This window comes from Prescottella sp. R16 (assembly GCF_030656875.1).
In the GTDB taxonomy this organism is placed as follows: domain Bacteria; phylum Actinomycetota; class Actinomycetes; order Mycobacteriales; family Mycobacteriaceae; genus Prescottella.
On record NZ_CP130943.1, the window covers coordinates 200651 to 217809 of the forward strand.

At 68.4% G+C, this 17159-nt stretch carries 14 protein-coding genes; 7 read left to right on the forward strand and 7 right to left on the reverse strand.

The window, feature by feature from the left end; all coding sequences use genetic code 11:
- Positions 1–6: 6 nt before the first annotated feature.
- From Q5696_RS00950 to Q5696_RS00970, 5 genes are all read right to left on the reverse strand, one after another.
- Complete coding sequence (locus Q5696_RS00950; protein ID WP_305093385.1) at positions 7–810, reverse strand: ESX secretion-associated protein EspG; 804 nt, start codon at positions 808–810, stop codon at positions 7–9.
- A complete protein-coding gene (locus tag Q5696_RS00955) occupies positions 807–2036 on the reverse strand; it encodes a PPE domain-containing protein (RefSeq protein ID WP_305093386.1) in 1230 nt (409 codons plus the stop codon). The genes Q5696_RS00950 and Q5696_RS00955 overlap by 4 nt, the downstream gene beginning before the upstream one ends.
- Positions 2037–2065: 29 nt before the next feature.
- A complete protein-coding gene (locus tag Q5696_RS00960) occupies positions 2066–2374 on the reverse strand; it encodes a PE domain-containing protein (RefSeq protein ID WP_305093387.1) in 309 nt (102 codons plus the stop codon).
- 115 nt (positions 2375–2489) lie between these two features.
- Complete coding sequence (locus Q5696_RS00965) at positions 2490–2828, reverse strand: metallopeptidase family protein (protein WP_370654958.1); 339 nt, start codon at positions 2826–2828, stop codon at positions 2490–2492.
- Positions 2829–2841: 13 nt separating this feature from the next.
- Positions 2842–3915, reverse strand: coding sequence for a septum formation family protein (locus Q5696_RS00970; protein WP_305093389.1), 1074 nt, complete (start codon positions 3913–3915; stop codon positions 2842–2844).
- Between the two features lie 60 nt (positions 3916–3975).
- Between Q5696_RS00970 and Q5696_RS00975 the strand changes: the two genes are divergently transcribed.
- Together Q5696_RS00975 and serS are read left to right on the forward strand one after the other, a co-directional pair.
- Complete coding sequence (locus tag Q5696_RS00975; protein ID WP_305093390.1) at positions 3976–4386, forward strand: ankyrin repeat domain-containing protein; 411 nt, start codon at positions 3976–3978, stop codon at positions 4384–4386.
- Positions 4387–4429: 43 nt separating this feature from the next.
- Positions 4430–5689: a serine--tRNA ligase gene (serS, locus tag Q5696_RS00980; protein ID WP_305093391.1), complete on the forward strand. Its 1260-nt coding sequence runs from the start codon at positions 4430–4432 to the stop codon at positions 5687–5689.
- 84 nt (positions 5690–5773) lie between these two features.
- Here the strand turns inward: serS and Q5696_RS00985 are convergent, their stop codons facing one another.
- The gene (locus tag Q5696_RS00985; RefSeq protein ID WP_305093392.1) at positions 5774–6262 is read right to left on the reverse strand and encodes a PaaI family thioesterase; all 489 of its coding nucleotides are present in this window, start codon (positions 6260–6262) and stop codon (positions 5774–5776) included.
- Positions 6263–6489: 227 nt separating this feature from the next.
- Between Q5696_RS00985 and Q5696_RS00990 the strand changes: the two genes are divergently transcribed.
- The 5 genes from Q5696_RS00990 to Q5696_RS01010 all read left to right on the forward strand — a co-directional run bounded on the left by Q5696_RS00990 (position 6490) and on the right by Q5696_RS01010 (position 14944).
- Positions 6490–8877 (forward strand): Ig-like domain-containing protein, encoded by a 2388-nt coding sequence (locus tag Q5696_RS00990; protein ID WP_305093393.1) that lies wholly within the window; start codon positions 6490–6492, stop codon positions 8875–8877.
- A gap of 265 nt (positions 8878–9142) precedes the next feature.
- On the forward strand, positions 9143–11374 hold the full coding sequence (locus Q5696_RS00995; protein ID WP_305093394.1) for an Ig-like domain-containing protein: 2232 nt from the start codon (positions 9143–9145) through the stop codon (positions 11372–11374).
- A gap of 379 nt (positions 11375–11753) precedes the next feature.
- A complete protein-coding gene (locus Q5696_RS01000) occupies positions 11754–13211 on the forward strand; it encodes an Ig-like domain-containing protein (protein WP_305093395.1) in 1458 nt (485 codons plus the stop codon).
- Positions 13212–13355: 144 nt separating this feature from the next.
- The gene (locus tag Q5696_RS01005; RefSeq protein ID WP_305093396.1) at positions 13356–14111 is read left to right on the forward strand and encodes a lysophospholipid acyltransferase family protein; all 756 of its coding nucleotides are present in this window, start codon (positions 13356–13358) and stop codon (positions 14109–14111) included.
- Positions 14112–14116: 5 nt separating this feature from the next.
- Positions 14117–14944 (forward strand): HAD family hydrolase, encoded by an 828-nt coding sequence (locus Q5696_RS01010; RefSeq protein WP_305093397.1) that lies wholly within the window; start codon positions 14117–14119, stop codon positions 14942–14944.
- A gap of 63 nt (positions 14945–15007) precedes the next feature.
- On the opposite strand, the gene Q5696_RS01015 is transcribed toward Q5696_RS01010, so the two are convergent.
- On the reverse strand, positions 15008–17080 hold the full coding sequence (locus tag Q5696_RS01015; protein WP_305093398.1) for an N-acetylmuramoyl-L-alanine amidase: 2073 nt from the start codon (positions 17078–17080) through the stop codon (positions 15008–15010).
- Positions 17081–17159: the final 79 nt, after the last annotated feature.

Sequence of the window (17159 nt, forward strand, 5' to 3'; positions counted from 1 at the left end):
CCCGGCTCAGGCTGCTGCGTCGAGCAGATCGAGCAGCGCCTGACGCAGCCGTCCCGGCGTGCCCGGCGCCAGCGACGTCCACCGCACCCCGTCGGCCGCGGTGCCGGTGGTGCCGACGATCCGTCCGATCGCGGTGTCGAACACCGTCACCGGCCCGTGCGGGTGTGGTGTCCCGCCGTTCCCGTGGGTGAGTCCGACAATTTCGGCGACCGTCGGACGGTCTACGAGGGCCGGTCCGACGACGGCCGCGTCCGCTGTCTTCGCGCCGACGGCGACGAGGGCGTCGACGGTCCGCCGCGGATCGGTGGCGCTGTCGATCGCTGCTACCAGATCTGCTGTGGGGCAGTTGATTCCGCTGAAAGGTAGGGGTGCAGAGATGCCGAGCAGGTGGGCGAGTGGACCCACCGGATCGTCGTCGATGCTGCGGAGGGTGACGGTGTCGTCGCTGCGCGAGGCCAGCACGGTGCCGTCGGCGCCGCGGGCCAGGCAGGCCCGATACACCGCTCCGTTTCCGTGCCGCCGGACCGCGATCTCGCAGTGGGGACGCGCGAGAACGTGCAGCTGCCGGGCCAGGTCGGGGTGCACCGACGTGCCGTCCGATGCGTCGACGAGCCCGGCCCCGCCGAGGCTCGCACGAGCGGCCGCGAACACCGCGTCCCGGTCCGCGGGGAAGTCGAAACGGGGACCGGCGTCGAGGACGACCGGAAGCTCGTCGACGCCGAGGAGTTCGACGAGCAGGTCGAGTTCGTCGATGTGCAGTGTGGTCGGGGGCAGCGTCACCCCGACCGGACCGATGCCCAAGTCGATCACCGCCCGTCCCCGAGCGGATCCCCGCCGATGACCGAGGGGATGACGGTGCGGCCGTCCTCGAAGTGCTCGAAGCTGCGCAGGTAGGCGGGGGTCGCGCGCTCGATCTCGTCGGATTCCGTGGCCCCGCGGTGCGCGCCGGCCGGGGCGCCGCCCACCGGGCCGGCGGCACTGCGGGTCGCAGCGGCGGTGTCGGCGCGGGCGAGCTCCGCCGCCGGGCCCGCCGGTGTCGTGGCACCCGCCCCCGGGCCGGAACCGGCCACCGGACGGGACGCGAGCTCGGACGGTCCGGGCGGTGCCGCTCCCACCCCTGCCCCGGCTCCTCCGCCGATGCCCGCGGCCCGGGCGGCGACAGCCCCCAGCACACCACCCGACGCGGCGACCCGTCCGGGCGTTGCCCGGCCGGCCGGGTGCGCGGCCGGATCCGCCGCCCGCGTACCGCCGCCGAACGTCGGGACGCCTGTCCCGATCCCCCCGAGCGCGGCCCCACCGAGATTCGCGGCCGCCGACGTGGCCTGGCCGACGGCACCTGCGACGGACCCGACCTGCGAGACCGCGGTCGTGACACCGGGATGCTGCGCGAACGCGGCCGCGGCGGCGGCGACGGTGCGAACCGGGTCGCCTCGGAAATCGTTCTCGAGAGTGCGGGCGGTGACCGCGTCACCACCTGCCGTGTCGGCGTCGGTGGCGCCGGTGACGAGCGGCGGTGGCGCCGGGAACGTCGCCGGTACCGCGACGATGTTCGACGCCGCCTCATAGGTCTCCATCACCAGCCCGGCCCGGATGTCGAGGGCCCGATCCGCGGCCTCCGCGGCGGCCGCCGAGCCGTTGAGGGCGCCGCCGGTGGTGTACGCGGCGGTCTTGGCGGTCTTGACCGCAGTGATCTCGGGCAGGCTCGGCATGGTCAGTGCCGCGGTCGTGTACGCGCCGGCCTCGGTGGACGCCTTGACGGCGGTGTCGGCGGCGAGTGTCGCGGTCTGCTGCGCCCACGCCGTGAACGGGGCGATCCGGGTGAGGGCGGCGTCGGCGGCCACCCCCTCCCAACCGGCGCGCAACTCCTCGGTCACCCGGGTCAGGGTCGCGACGGCGTCGGTGAAGGATTCGGCGAGCGTGGCCCAAGCGGGGCTCGCGGCAGTGAGCGGGACGGGCCCGGCCCCTGCCGTCAGGGTGGTCGAGTTGACGGTCGCGCCGCGCGGTAGCCAGACGACGCCGGTGACACCGAGGGTCATGACGATGTTCTCCGTTCGGGTGGGGTGGTCTACATGCCGGCGGCGAGCGCCGCGCCGAGCGTGTGGTCGCCGTCCCGATAGGCGGCGGCCTGGGCCCGCAACGTGGCCGCGGCGGCCGTCAACTCCTCGATCCCGCGGGCCGCGGCCGGCCCGAACGATTCGGCGAGCCGATTGAAATAGCCCGCGGCCAGTACCGATACCTCCTCGGAACCCGACGGCGGCACGGTCAGTGCGGGGGTCGCGGCGGCCACGACCGTCTGCAGACGGACGGCGAGCGCATCCAGTTCTGCAGCGGCCGCCACGAGGACGTCCGGGTCGACGAACACGTGATCCGGCATGACGGTGACTCCTCGCATCGGGGACGACGACACGGAACGCACTACGTTCCTCGAAGGCTTGGACGTCCGGGGAGGCCGGTCGGTTCCACGTGGAACCGACAAATTTCGTCGCGGGTCAGCCCCAGCCGAGCTCGTGCAGCCGGTCCTCTTCGATACCGAAGTAGTGGGCTATCTCGTGGACGACCGTCACCATCACCTCGTGCACCACCTGCTCCTCGGTGTCGCACACGTCGAGCAGGGCGTCCCGGTAGATCGAGATGGTGTCGGGCAGGGCGCCGCCGTAGTGGCTGTCCCGCTCGGTGAGGGCGATGCCCTGGTACAGGCCGAGCAGTGTCGGCTCCTCGTCGTTGCGGGGTTCGACCAGCACGACCACGTTGTCGATCGCTGCCGCGAGCTGCGGCGGAATCAGGTCGAGGGCGTCGGACACCAGTTCCTCGAAGCGGGCGTCCGACATCGTCACCGGCACGTCAGCCGCCGGCCGGGGGCAGGGGAGCGGCGCCCGGTAGCGGCGTCGGCAGTGACCGGCCTTCCGGGGCCGGCGGCGGCGGGACCGGGGCCTGACCGTTGATCAGGATGTCGCCCTTCGCGGAGCCGACGATCGTCGCGAAGCCGTTGCCGTCGACCTCCTTGCCGATCGAACAGTTGATCTTGCGGCTGCCGACGAGCCAGCTGTCGAGATCCAGGTTGTCCCAGAACAGGGTGAGGGTCTTGTCGCGCAGCACGTCGGGGGAGCCGAGATAGCCGTTGCTCGCGTCCGTGCACGCCTTCTCGAGGAACCGGTCCTGATCCTCGACCGACGGCATACCTCCCGGGAACTGGCTGGCCAGGTCGACGACACCGACCACCTCGAACGCGTGCGGTTGCGCGCAGTCCACCGGATCGGACGGCACGTTCTGGTTGATGCCGATGCAGGTACCCACGTCCCACACCTTCGACTGGTCCTGGTCGGCGACCGTCCCCTGGATCGGCAGCAGCGAGCCGGTGACACCGGAGAACTGCAGGCCGCAGCGGATGGTGCGTTCGCCCGCGGACCAGCCGGCCTCACCCGGATTGATCAGGCCGACGCTGAACTTGCCCTTCGGATCGAACCGTCCGGCCAGGTAGGTGTCGACGGCGGGCGCGCACTGTTCGTCGCGCAGTTCGGAGAACCGCAACACCCCGGGGAACTTCGAGCCCGGCCCGAACTCGACGCCCGGATACAGGCTCAGGTCGATGTCGGTGGCCACCTCGAACAGGTGCGGCTGCCCGCAGTCGACCTGCTCGAGATCGCTCGCGTCGGACTTCGTCCAGGTGAGGCAGTCGCCGGTGGTGGCGGTGCCGAACGCCTCGCCGGCGACGGCACCCGTGGGCTGCGGCCCGGCCACGAGACTCGGCGCGGGCAGATTGTCGCCGCGGTCGAACCCGCCCGACAGGAAGATCGTGGCGACGGCGGCCAGCAGCGCCCCGATCGCGACCAGGGCCAGGGCGCGCCTGGTGACCGGCGCGGACAGGTGCCGACTCCGGCCCGGTTGCTGATTCGGTTCGGTAGCTTCCTCGGACATCCCGTCCATAATGCCTGCAATCGGCGCGGATGCCGAAGTTTCCACGTAGGTTCGTGCACCATGAGTGAGGAACATCCCGCTGCGCCCGACGCCGACGTGCAGGAGTTGGCCGGTCGCGTGTTCGACATGGCCCGGGCCGGGGACTCGGTCACATTGGCGAAGTACGTCGACGCCGGAGTGCCGGTGAACCTGACCAACAGCAGCGGCGACACCCTCGTCATGCTCGCCGCCTATCACGGGCACGCCGACGCGGTGCGTGCGCTGGTCGACCGCGGCGCCGACGTGAACCGGCCCAACGACCGCGGTCAGACCCCGCTCGCGGGTGCCGTCTTCAAGGGAGAGGACGCCGTCGTGGCCGCCCTCGTCGACGCCGGAGCGGACCCGTCCGCCGGTCAGCCGTCCGCGATCGACGCCGCACGTATGTTCGGACGCGACGACTACCTGGGCATCCTCGACCCCGGCGCGCACTGAGTCGCGTGGGCGGGGCCGGGCCCACACAGTAGAGTTCCAAGGCGTGATTGACCTCAAGTTCCTTCGCGAGAACCCCGACGTCGTCCGCACCTCGCAGCGCACCCGCGGCGAAGACCCCGGTCTGGTCGACGCGCTGCTCGAGGCCGACGCATCCCGCCGTGCCGCCGTCCTGGCCGGCGACACGCTGCGCGCCGAGCAGAAGGCGTTCGGCAAGAAGGTGGGGCAGGCGTCCCCCGAGGAGCGTCCGGCGCTGCTCGCGGGCTCCAAGGAACTGGCCCAGAAGGTGAAGGACGCGGAAGCCGCGCAGCACGAGGCGCAGGCCCGGCTGGACGAGGCGCACCGCGCGATCTCCAACATCGTGCAGGACGGCGCCCCGGCCGGCGGCGAGGACGACTTCGTCACCCTCGAGACCGTCGGCGAGATCCCCACGTTCGACTTCGAACCCAAGGACCACCTCGAACTCGGTGAGTCGCTCGGCCTGATCGACATGGAACGTGGCGCCAAGGTGTCCGGCTCGCGGTTCTACTTCCTCACCGGCTTCGGCGCGATGCTCCAACTGGGCATGCTGCAGCTCGCCGCGCAGAAGGCCATGGCCAACGGGTTCACCATGATGATCCCGCCCGTGCTGGTGCGTCCCGAGATCATGCAGGGCACCGGCTTCCTCGGCCAGCACGCCGACGAGATCTACCACCTCGCCGACGACGACCTGTACCTCGTCGGCACCTCCGAGGTCCCGCTCGCCGGCTACCACTCCGGCGAGATCCTCGACCTGTCGAACGGCCCCAAGCGGTACGCCGGCTGGTCGTCGTGCTTCCGCCGCGAAGCGGGCAGCTACGGCAAGGACACCCGCGGCATCATCCGCGTCCACCAGTTCGACAAGGTCGAGATGTTCACCTACTGCAAGCCCGAAGACGCGGACGCGGAACACCAGCGTCTCCTCGCCTGGGAACGCGACATGCTCGACGCCATGGAACTCTCGTACCGCGTCATCGACGTCGCCGGCGGCGACCTCGGCTCCTCTGCCGCCCGCAAGTTCGACTGCGAGGCATGGGTTCCCACGCAGCAGGCGTACCGGGAGCTCACCTCGACGTCGAACTGCACTACCTACCAGGCGCGCCGCCTGAGCGTCCGCTACCGCGACGAGAACGGCAAGCCCCAGATCGCCTCCACCCTCAACGGCACCCTCGCCACCACCCGCTGGCTCGTCGCCATCCTCGAAAACCACCAGCAGGCAGACGGATCCGTACGCGTCCCGGCCGCCCTCGTGCCGTTCGTCGGGCGTGAGGTGCTGACGGCGCCGTAGTTTCTCGCTTTCCGTTGTGGCCGAATGTCACATGCGTTCAGTCCAACTGAACGCATGTGACATTCGGCAGACGCGCTTTCGGGGTCAGCGCAGGATCAGGCAGGTGGTCGACGCGGTCGCCAGGAGCCGGTCCTGCTCGTCGCGGACCTCGGCGCGGGCGGTCGCCGTGGTTCGGCCGGTGTGCTCCGAAAAACCGTGCACGCGAATCGGTCCCGCGCCGGCCTTGATGCCGCGGAGGTAGCGGACGGTGATGTCGAGCGTCGTGTAGTGGATGCCGGCGGGCAGCGTGCTCGACACGGAGAAGCCCATCGCGGTGTCGATCATCGTGGCGATGACGCCGCCGTGCACGCTGCCGACGGCGTTGTAGTGCCACTCGGCCGGCTCGGCGGTGATCTCGACGAACCCCTCACGGGCGTCGGTGACGCGGAAACCGAGGGTGCTCGCGGTCGGATGGTGCGGGACGGTGCCGTCGACGAGACCGCGGACGAACTCGAGTCCGCTGAGGTTTCGGTTCGCGTCGGCGATGGGGGCGGGATCGTTCCACGTGTAGGTGCGCTGGCGTTCGTGTGACACGCCCCGGACGGTACCGGGTGGCCGTGTCGGAGACACAGTTCCTGCATGACGGCCGGCCGGGTGTTGTTGCAGATCAGCGCTTCGTTAGTGGCACTAACAGCGCTGGAAAAGTTTCTGGACAGTTGTTCGACTAAAACCGATACACAGATGTGACACCGTCGTTATGGTGTAGCGGCTCGTACGGATTTCCTCCCCCTCATCTGCAACTTCTCACCAGGAAGTGATGCATGCGCAATCCACTACTCCGGCGATATGCCGCGCCTGTCACCGGCGTCGCGCTCGTCGCCGGGACACTGCTGGTCGTCGCGCCGGCGACGGCATCGGCTGCCGATGCCCCGGTCACGACGACGACCGATTTCAAGACCACGTGCAAGGCGAACAACTCGATCAAGCAGGTCGTCAAGACGACCGACTCGTCGGTGACGGTCTCCGCTCCGACGACGGTGGAGCCCGGCGAAACGTTCACCTACCGCATTCAGCTCGGTCCGTCGTCATATCCGAACTCCGACTCCGGTGCCACGACGACCAACATCTCCCGACTCAAGTTCGACTTCATGATTCCGGACAACACGACGTTCGTCGGTGCAACGGTGGCCGGTTCGGGGATCAACCTCGACAATGTGGCCCCGAGTGTCATCCGTATCGACGAGTCCGGCAGCCCTTCCGCGACGGGCCAGATCCTGCGCCTGTCCGGCAACAACGAGGTGACCGGAAACGGACCGTCCGGCAAGACGAGCACCAGTGCCGAGGGCGGTATCCGGGCTCCCAAACTGAAGAAGAACCTCGATGGAACCGCCAACGGTAGTGGTGACAGCTGGTTCCAGCTCCCGGCCGTCGATGTGACCGTCGTCGCCGGAGCTGCCGGTACCCCGATCCAACCGAAGATTCGTACCGGTGGTGCGGCGGGCAACTTCAATGCCTTCGAGAACTTCAACACCACTCTGCCGAAGGCGTCTGCATTCCTGGTCGGCACGCAATGGGCCGACACGCGTTGCAGTCCCCGCGATACGGAAGGTGGCGCTCTCAACGCCGGTGCCGGCCCGTTGGCGACGATCAATGTCGTTGCCGCGCAGGTGTCGACGACGACGGACCTGTCGGCTCCGGCGACGGCGGAGACCGGTGCTCCGGTGGCGTTGACCGCAACCGTGGCTCCGGTCGGGGCGACGGGCTCGGTGCAGTTCAAGGACAACGGCACCGATATCGGTGCGGCTGTTGCCGTGGAGAACGGCACGGCGACGCTGAACCACACGTTCGAGTCGGCCGGTTCGCACAAGATCACCGCAGTGTTCACGGCGACCGGGAACTTCACCGGGTCGACGTCGAGCGAGCGCACTGTGACGGTGTCCGATCCGATTCCCGTCGATGTCGAGACCACGCTCGGGCTGACGGTCCCGCAGGACGCGGAGACCGGTACGGTCGTCGACCTGACTGCGACGGTCACGCCGTCGAACGCGCAGGGCTCCGTGCAGTTCCAGGACAACGGCACCGATATCGGTGGCCCGGTCACCGTGTCGAACGGCTCTGCCACGCTGCAGCATTCGTTCTCGACAGCCGGTGCCCGCAGTATCACCGCAGTCTTCACGGGCAGCCCCGGATTCACCGGATCCGCGGCCGCAGCACAGACGGTGACGGTGGCGGATCCCGAGGTTCCGGCCACCCAGACCGCGACCACACTGTCGGTGCCGGAGAACGCGGACGCGGGTGAGCAGGTGACCCTGTCCGCGACGGTTGCCCCGGCTCCGTCCGGCGGTACCGTCCAGTTCAAGGTTGCCGGTACCCCGGTGGGCGCCCCGATCGTCGTGGACGGCAGCGGCACGGCGAGCATGCCGTACACGTTCAACGCGGCCGGCTCGTTCGGTGTGTCCGCCGTGTACTCGGGTACGGCCGGGTTCACGAGCTCGACGGCTACGGCGCAGACCGTGACGGTGACCGCGCCGACGCCGGTCGACTCCGCCACCACCACGATGCTGAGTGTGCCCGGCAACGCCAAGACCGGTGAGCCGGAACAGCTGTACGCCACCGTCTACGACACCGGAACAGCGGAGACGATCGCGAGTATCGGCACCGTCGAGTTCTTCGACGGCAGCACGTCGATCGGCACTGCCCCGGTGGTCGACGGTGTCGCGACCCTGACGCACACCTTCACCGCGACGGGCAGCCGCACGATCACCGCGACGTTCAGCGGCGGAACCGGATTCACCGGATCGTCCGCCACCGCGAAGCAGGTGCAGGTGACGGCCCCGACCCCGGTGGACGTCCAGACCGCCACGGTCCTCACGGTTCCGGCGACAGCGACGACCGGTGCGGCCGTGGAACTCTCGGCGCAGGTGACGGGTACCGGCAATGCTGCGATCACCGGTACGGTCCAGTTCTTCGACGGTGATAAGCCGATCGGTGACGCGATCACGATCGTCGACGGCAAGGCCGTGCTGAACCACACGTTCACCACCGCAGGTGCTCACGACATCCGTGTCGTGTTCAGCGGCGGCCAGGGTGTCGCGGACTCGACGTCGAGCACCCAGAGCGTTCAGGTGACCGGCGGTGACACGGGTGGCAACCCGGGCGGCTTCGGCAGCCTCGGTGATCTGCTCGGCGGCTTGAACTTCGGGTCGTAAGCAGTACCAGAGTTCCAGGCGGGGTCCCGGCCGGAGTGCCGGGCCCCGCCTGAGGGCCCCGCCGATCACATCGGGGTATTTCGCATTGCTGGGTCGGGGAAGCGCACACCAGAGGGAGAATTCAGTGGGACTGTCAGCCTTACGGCGGCTCGCCACACCCGTCATCGCGGGTATCGCGGCAGCCGGACTCGTGGTCGCGGGAAGCGGCCCAGCATTCGCAGCTGATCCGCCGCCCCCGTCGAGTAACCAGAGCTCGACCGACAACGTGAAGTTCAAGAGAGAAGTGGTCGGCAGCAACGTCGTTCACCGCGGTGACACCGTCACCTACAAGAGCCGGATCTGGATCGACAGCGGAGTCGAACGCTATCTCCCGAAGGTGCGTGACGTCCCGCCGGCAGGCTTCACTCTGGTACCCGGCAGTGCCAAGCTGACCTACCTGAACGCAACGAACAAGGTCACGTTCAGCAACGAGTCCGACGGTGGTGTCAGCGCCAAGTGCAGCGGCAGCGGATGCAACGCCTTCGGCAACGGCTACATCGTCAAGAGCGGGCAAGACGTCACCCTCGAGGTGAGCTACAAGGTGCCCGAGACCTACGCGTTCAGCACGGTCGACAGCGGGCTGCTGTTCGACGTCTGGTCGTTTACCGGTAATCCCAAGGGCTCCAATCCGTTCAACGTCAAGGTGCGCGTCGAGGAGATCGGCACGACGACGACGTTGCAGGCCCCATCCGCCGCGACGACCGGTGACGCGGTGACCCTCACCGCAACGGTGAATCCGGGTGACGCGACGGGACAGGTGCAGTTCAAGGACGGCGGCACCGACATCGGTTCGCCCGTTACTCCGGTGAACGGTGTGGCGACGTTGAGTCACGCTTTTGCCTCATCCGGAACACGCAACCTCACCGCAGAGTTCATTCCCGGCACAGGCTATTTCGGATCAACCTCTGCACCCCACTCCATCTCGGTGGCCGATCCGGTCGTGACCACTGCCCTCGCCGTGTCGGCGCCGGCCACGGCGGTGTCCGGTACCGAGGTCGCGCTCACGGCCGACGTCACCCCGTCGAATGCGGCCGGTACGGTGCAGTTCTCGGACAACGGCACCGCGATCGGCTCACCGGTGACGGTGTCGAACGGTACGGCCGTTCTGCCGCACACCTTCACCGTGTCCGGTGCACACGACATCACCGCAGAGTTCGTCGGTGCCACCGGTTTCACGAACGCGACTGCGTCGGCGCAGACCGTCGACGTGTCGGATCCGGATCAGCAGACGTCGGTGAGTGTCCAGGTTCCGGCGGACGCCACCACCGGTGACGCTGTCACTCTCACCGCGAACGTGACCCCGCAGAACGCGCACGGCACCGTCCAGTTCAAGGTCGACGGCACTGCGGTCGGTAGCCCGGTCACCGTCGTCGACGGTGTCGCCACGGCGCCGCACACGTTCGACGCGGCCGGTGAATTCGCTGTCACCGCCGACTTCGCCGGAGCTACCGGGTTCACGAGCTCGACTGCTGCGGCGCAGAACGTCACCGTCACCGATCCCGATGTGGAGACGTCGCTGTCGCTGACGGTTCCGGCGTCCGCGACCACCGGTGAGTCCACCGACCTGTCGGCGGCGGTCACCCCGTCGTCCGCGCAGGGCACGGTGCAGTTCTCGGTCGGTGGTGTCTCGGTCGGCTCCCCGGTCCCCGTGGTGAACGGTTCCGCGGTTCTGCCGCACACGTTCGACACTGCCGGTGAGTTCGCGGTGTCCGCGGTTTACTCCGGGGCAACGGGTTTCACCGGCTCGACGGCGCAGTCGCAGACCGTCACCGTGACCGATCCGGCTCCGGTCGACGTCGAAACCTCCACTCTCGTCGGTGTTCCCGCAGCAGCGACGACCGGTGTGGACACCACCCTGTCGGTGACCGTGCAGCCCAAGACCGGCACCGAGGTGCCGTCCGGCTCGGTGCAGTTCCGTGACAACGGCAACCCGATCGGGAACCCCGTGACCCTCGACAACGGTTCGGGCTCGCTGATCCACGTCTTCACCGCTACGGGCACGCATCAGATCACCGCCGACTACACCCCGGACGCCGGCTTCGTGGGATCGACGTCGACGCAGCGCCCCGTCGTGGTGTCGGCTCCGAACCTCGCGGACGTCGAGTCGTCGGTCGTGATCACCTCGACGCAGTCGGCCGTCGCCGGTACCGCGTTCACAGTGAAGGCCCAGGTGATCGGCGCGGACACCCTGCCCGGGACGGTGCAGTTCTTCGACGGTGCCGTGGAGATCGGGCAGCCCGTCGCGGTCGTGAACGGTACGGCCGAGCTCGTCCACACCTTCACGACGAGCGGACCGCACCAGATCCACGCGGTCTATTCGGGTGGTGCCGGTGTCACCGGCTCCACCTCACCGGTCCAGATCATCGACGTCGCCGCATCCGGTGACGGTGGTGGCGACGGTGGCGAGACCGGCACCGGTTCGTTGGGCAGCCTGAGCGGACTGCGTTTCGGTTCCTGACGCACACCGAGTTTCGGGGATGTGGCCCCTGCCGACACGGCAGGGGCCACATCCCGCCAATTCGGCACTTCTGTATCGATTTCGTGACGATCCTGGACGTACGTCCTATAGAGTGATGCGCGTTCGACGACCCCGATCGGGCTCTCGAAACATTGCGGTCGACCGGATTTGTCCGGCTCCGCGAGTCCGTGCTCTGAGGGGAGGAAGGGTGGACCGGCCAGTACTCCGGGTCGGCCGGCTCACTGCCGATTCCCGAACCGATCGACGAGCAAACATTCGGATAACAACACCGGATCGGGCGGCGATGTCCTGCTCGACACATCACACATTGCGGCGCCCGTAACCGGACGCTGAGCAGGTTCTCTCCGAGAGGAAATGCATGTCTGACAAGAATATTCGCCGCGTCGTCGGCGGATTGAGTGCGTTCGCGATCGCCGCGGGTTTCGCGGTGACGGCTGGTGTCGGGGCGGCGAATGCTGCGCCGGGCACGGTGGAGTGGAACCAGAACAATCGGCCGATCTCGCGGACGATCAGCAACGTGACGCCCGAGGTAGGCGAGACGATCACGGCAACCTCGGTCATTCGTCGTGAGTGGTCGCTCGAAGTGATCAATGCGGTGAAGGACCTGCATCCGACATGTCTCGAGTACGTGCCCGGATCGGCGAAGGTCAACGGCTCTGCCGTGACCCCGGAGAGCATCGAGTCCGATTTCGTTCGCACCACGGGCAGTTGGACGGTGCAGCCGTACACCGGCCAGAAGACGCTGACGTACGAGGTGTCGTACGTGGTCGGTGAGGGCTGCGATCGCGACACTCCGCTGATGACGACACTGCATGTGTCCGGTGGTCTCGGTGACGGTATCTACCAGGACAAGGGCCCGACCATCTCCGTCGCAAAGAGCGACACGACCACGACGCTCGGTGCCGTGTCCGGTGCGAAGGTCGGTGAGGTGACGAAGCTCAGTGCCACCGTCGCCGGCGGTATCCAGGGTGATCCGGTCGACTTCTATGTCGGCACCGGCAAGGTCGGTTCGGGCACGCTGGACGCGCAGCGCACCGCCACCTTCGATTGGACGCCGTCCACCAAGGGCACCGTCTCGGTGCAGGCGAAGTTCGCGGGCACCGCGAAGTCGAACGCGTCCGAGTCGGCGGCACAGAATGTGACCGTCACGAAGGAGAACGTCGCATCGTCGACCACTCTCGCCGCGGTGACCGGCGCCCAGGTGGGCCGGGCGTCGGCGTTGACGGCCACCGTGAACCCCACGGGCTCGGGTGGCGACGTCACGTTCAAGCACGGCGCCACGATTCTCGGCAAGGCGTCTGTGGACGCCGGCGGCACGGCCACCTACCAGTGGGTTCCCGCCCAGGCCGGCAGCTATACCGTCACGGCGGAGTTCTCCGGTCGTGACGGCGTGAACGCCTCGTCCACCACCGGTACCGTCGAGGTTGCCGAGAAGCCGTCCGAGACCACGGACTCGTCGACGGTCGTCACCGCCGGTAACGGCAAGGCCGGTGTGGCACAGACTCTCTCGGCCAAGGTGACCGGAGCGGCGGGTGGCACCGTGACCTTCAAGGTCGGTGACCTGGTCGTCGGCACCGCGCAGGTCGGCAACGACGGCAACGCCACCCTCTCCTGGACCCCGGCGGCGGCGGGCGAGTTCATCGTCACCGCCCAGTACTCGGGCGCCGGCACCGTCAACGCGTCGTCCGACACCGTCTCGGTCGTCATTGCCTCCGCCGACAACGGTGGCGGTGACAACGGTGGCGACGGCGGCACCGGCAGCCTCGGCTCGCTCGGCAACATTTTCGGATCGCTGACCGGCATCTTCGGCCGGTAACCGATATCGGAACACAGTTTCACCTCGGCCCGAGGGGATGTCGATCCCCTCGGGCCGGTTTCACGCTCGGGGCCGCGAGCAGTGACCCGAGGTGGGATCGGTCAGGGGCCTCGCCTGTCTCCGGGACCGGCTACGCTGCACCCTGTGGAACCCTTCTACCGAACGATCATCGGAGTTGCCCGCGCGATTTTCGCAGGCCAGGGCTTGAAGTTCACCGTTTCCGGGGAACAGCACTTTCCGGCGACGGGCGGTGCGGTGGTGGCGATCAACCACACCGGCTACATGGACTTCACGTATGCGGGTCTGCCGGCCCGCCGCGTCAAGCGGTACATCCGGTTCATGGCGAAGAACGACGTGTTCGTCAACAAGATCTCGGGTCCGATGATGCGCGCCATGAAGCACATTCCGGTCGATCGTGCCGCCGGATCGGATTCGTACCGTGCTGCCGTGCAGGCGTTGCGTGACGGCGAACTGGTGGGGGTGTTCCCGGAGGCGACGATCAGCCGCAGCTTCGAACTCAAGGAGTTCAAGTCCGGGGCGGCCCGCATGTCGATCGAATCGGGCACGCCGGTGATCCCGATGGTGATCTGGGGTTCGCAGCGGGTGTGGACCAAGGGGTTCCCGAAGCGGCTGGGCCGCACCAACACTCCCATCACGATCGCGGTCGGTGAGCCGATCGCCCCGTTCGAGCCGGCGTCGGAGATGACGGCGCTGCTGCACACGCGCATGGAGGAACTGCTGCGCGGTGTGCAGGCGAACTACGAGCATCCGGCCGGCGAGTACTGGGTGCCGGCCCGGCTCGGTGGCGGCGCCCCGACCCTCGAGGAAGCGAACGAGATGGATGTCGCGGAGGCCGCCGAGAAGGCTGCCCGCCGTAGCAGGGAGACCGAAGGGAACTGAAGGCTGTGGACCGCCGCCCCACCTTCGTCGCCAGCGACGTCGACGGCACCCTGATCGACGACGAGGAACGCGTCACCGCACGCACCCGTGCGGCAGTGGCCGCCGTCGTGGCGTCGGGGACCCCGTTCGTCCTCGCCACCGGCCGGCCGCCGCGCTGGCTCGCACCCGTCGTCGACGGGCTCGGTTTCGCGCCGCTCGCGGTGTGCGCCAATGGTGCCGTCCTCTACGACGCCGGAACCGATCGTGTGCTGAGTGCGTCGACGCTGTCGGTCGACACTCTCGCCTGGATCGCCGACCTCGTCGAGTACGAGCTGCCCGGTGCCGGACTGGCCGCCGAGCGCGTCGGTGCCACCGCCCACGACACCGCGACCCCGCAGTTCGTCAGCGCCCCCGGCTACGAGCACGCATGGCTCAACCCGGAGCACACCGAGATGGCGCCGGAGGACATCCTGTCGTCCCCGGCGATCAAGATGCTCGTCCGCATTCCCGGTGCCGACAGTTCCGCCATGGCCGCGGTCCTGCGGCCGCTGGTGGGGGAGCGGGCCGACCTGACCTATTCGACGAACAACGGGTTGATCGAGATCTCCGCTGCCGGCGTCACCAAGGCGTCCGGGTTGCGGGCCGCGGCCACGCATCTCGAGGTCGACGCGTCCGGTGTCGTGGCGTTCGGTGACATGCCCAACGACATCCCCATGCTCGAGATGGCCGAGCGTGGCGTCGCGATGGGGAACGCACATCTCGATGTGAAGGCCGCCGCCGACGAGGTGACGCTCGCCAACACCCGGGACGGCGTCGCCCACGTCCTCGAACGGCTCTGGGCGAATCAGCTGTAGGAACCACGAAAACGATTCGGCCCCTCCACAGAAAGTGGAGGGGCCGAATCGTTTTCGTAGGTGTCAGTTGACCTGGACCGGGGCCTCGGATGCCACGTCGGCCGGTGCCGGGGCGGCAGCGGGAGCCGCCTCGGCAGGAACCTCGGCCGCAGCCGGTGCCGCACCCGGGGTGTTGAGGATCGTGGTGACCTGGCCGGTCGCCTCGTCGAAGATCATCGATCCGCGTTCGAAGTCGCTGCGGAATCCGCCGTCGACCCGGTACTCGTCACTGATCGGCAGGCCGATGTCACTGGCGACCCCGCCGGCCGACTGCCACGTCTGGAAGATCTTGCCGATCACCGTCATCACCCCACCGAGCGGGGACGTGACGAGCGCGCCGTTCTGGAAGAACGCGTACAGCTGGCCGGTCGCCGTGGTCAGCAGGCCGGTGAGGGCGTCACCGAGCATGCCGCGGTTGCCGCCGAGCGCGAGCCACTGGCGCGCAATCGGATTGGAATCCGCCATCGACAGGAGGCCGTTGACGATCTGCGGGATCTGCTGGCTCGGATCGAGCGACCCGGTCCCCGGCTGCGGTGCCGGATTGTTGCCACCGGAACTCGGGTTCGTCGGCGGCGTGCTGCCACCGTTCCCGCCGCTGGGGCCACCGTAGTTGGCGGCCGCGATGTCCCGGATCTGATCCATCTGCGCGTACGCCGCCGCGCCCGGGCACTCGGTGTAGCCGACGTCGCGGTGCGCGAAGATGATCGGCAGCTGAACTGCCTGTCCCAGCGGGTACTTCGTGAACGACGTGCCCTCCGAGTACATCGTCGTCGTGCCCTTCGGGTTCAGGCCCGCGAGCTTCAGACGCCATCCCAGGTACTTGCCGACGGACTGGATCGTCGCGGCCGGGGCCGGCTCGTTGACGAAGTTACCCATCATCGCGATACCGACGGTGTTCTCGTTGAAGCCACCGGCGTGCGCGCCCTGCACCGGACGGTCCAGGCCACCGAAGCGGCCCTCGAAGATCTGTCCGTAGCGGTCGACGAGCACGTTGTAGCCGACGTCGCACCAGCCGAGCGTCTGCGCGTGGTACGCGTAGATGCCGCGCACGATGCCCGCCGACTGCTCCTTGGTGTAGTTGTTGTTCTCCGCGGTGTGGTGCACGGTCGCGCCACCCGTCGAATCGTCGTAGACCGGGGCCTGGCAGCGGATGCTCTCGTCGGCGCCCCACGCGGACCGCGAAATGACGTTGATGCCGTTCACCGACGTCGGCGTCGCAATGTCCTGCAGGTTCGAATCCTGCGGTCCCGTACCGGGGTTGATGAGGACGGCGGAAATGTCGTCGGCGGTGAGAGTGGCGGCGCGCAGCGGCTTCGACGCCGCGGCCGGCACGTACCCGAGCGGCTGCTCGGCCTCCGGCTCGGCAGCGGGAACCGGCTCGGCGGCAGGCGCATCGGCCGCCGGAGCAACCGGAGCGGCAGGAACGTCGCTGGGGGCTGCGGCACCGTTCTCGGTCGGTGTCACCAGGATCTGCACGGTGTTCGTCTCCCCGACGAACACCGGATCGGTGCCCTGCTTGCCGGACGCCGTGGCCATCTCGGCGCTGCCCTGGTCGATGACGTCCGGGCTGAACCATTGGCCCCAGGATCCGTCGGCGAGCTTCGCACGCACCTTCGTGACCGTCGAATCGAGGTTCGCCGCGGTGAGCGCCACCATCGAGAACGGATCGTCGCGGGTGATCTCCTTGACCGTCGCACCGAGCTGCTGCGTCGGATCGGGAACGGCCGCGTCCGGTGCAGGGGTGGCCTCGGCGATGTCGCCGGGCTCGGTGGACTCGCCGGGCTCGGTGGGCGTCGTCAGCTGCGGAAGCTGGAGCGACCCGCCGCCGGGCAGCGGCACCTCGGTGGGGATCGGCAGATCGCGCAACCGGATGTCGGGGAGGTCGAGCCCGGTGAGTTCCTTGACCGGGATCACGATGTCCGGGACGGCCGCGAGCACGATCTCGGAGATCTGTGTGGGGACGACCTGGGTGGCATCGCTGGCGGATCGCACGTCCGACGCGTCGCTGCCGAGTGCCTGGACAGCGAAGGGTGTGGCAACCGCCACTGCGGCCACTGCGGCCAGAACGACGGAGTTCTTGGGTCGACGGTGCGGCAAGGCGAATTCTCCTCGTGTTAGTGCGCGGGGTGTCTTCGTGCGCTGCGAGCGACCTTTCGGCCGATCCGATCCCGGAGGG

Bases quoted from the DNA above. Each gene is read 5' to 3' on its own strand.
- Q5696_RS00955 (WP_305093386.1), bottom strand. From the start codon at position 2,036: ATGACCCTCGGTGTCACCGGCGTCGTCTGGCTACCGCGCGGCGCGACC.
- Q5696_RS00960 (WP_305093387.1), bottom strand. From the start codon at position 2,374: ATGCCGGATCACGTGTTCGTCGACCCGGACGTCCTCGTGGCGGCCGCT.
- Q5696_RS00965 (WP_370654958.1), bottom strand. From the start codon at position 2,828: ATGTCGGACGCCCGCTTCGAGGAACTGGTGTCCGACGCCCTCGACCTG.
- Q5696_RS00970 (WP_305093389.1), bottom strand. From the start codon at position 3,915: ATGTCCGAGGAAGCTACCGAACCGAATCAGCAACCGGGCCGGAGTCGG.
- Q5696_RS00975 (WP_305093390.1), top strand. From the start codon at position 3,976: ATGAGTGAGGAACATCCCGCTGCGCCCGACGCCGACGTGCAGGAGTTG.
- Q5696_RS00990 (WP_305093393.1), top strand. From the start codon at position 6,490: ATGCGCAATCCACTACTCCGGCGATATGCCGCGCCTGTCACCGGCGTC.
- Q5696_RS01000 (WP_305093395.1), top strand. From the start codon at position 11,754: ATGTCTGACAAGAATATTCGCCGCGTCGTCGGCGGATTGAGTGCGTTC.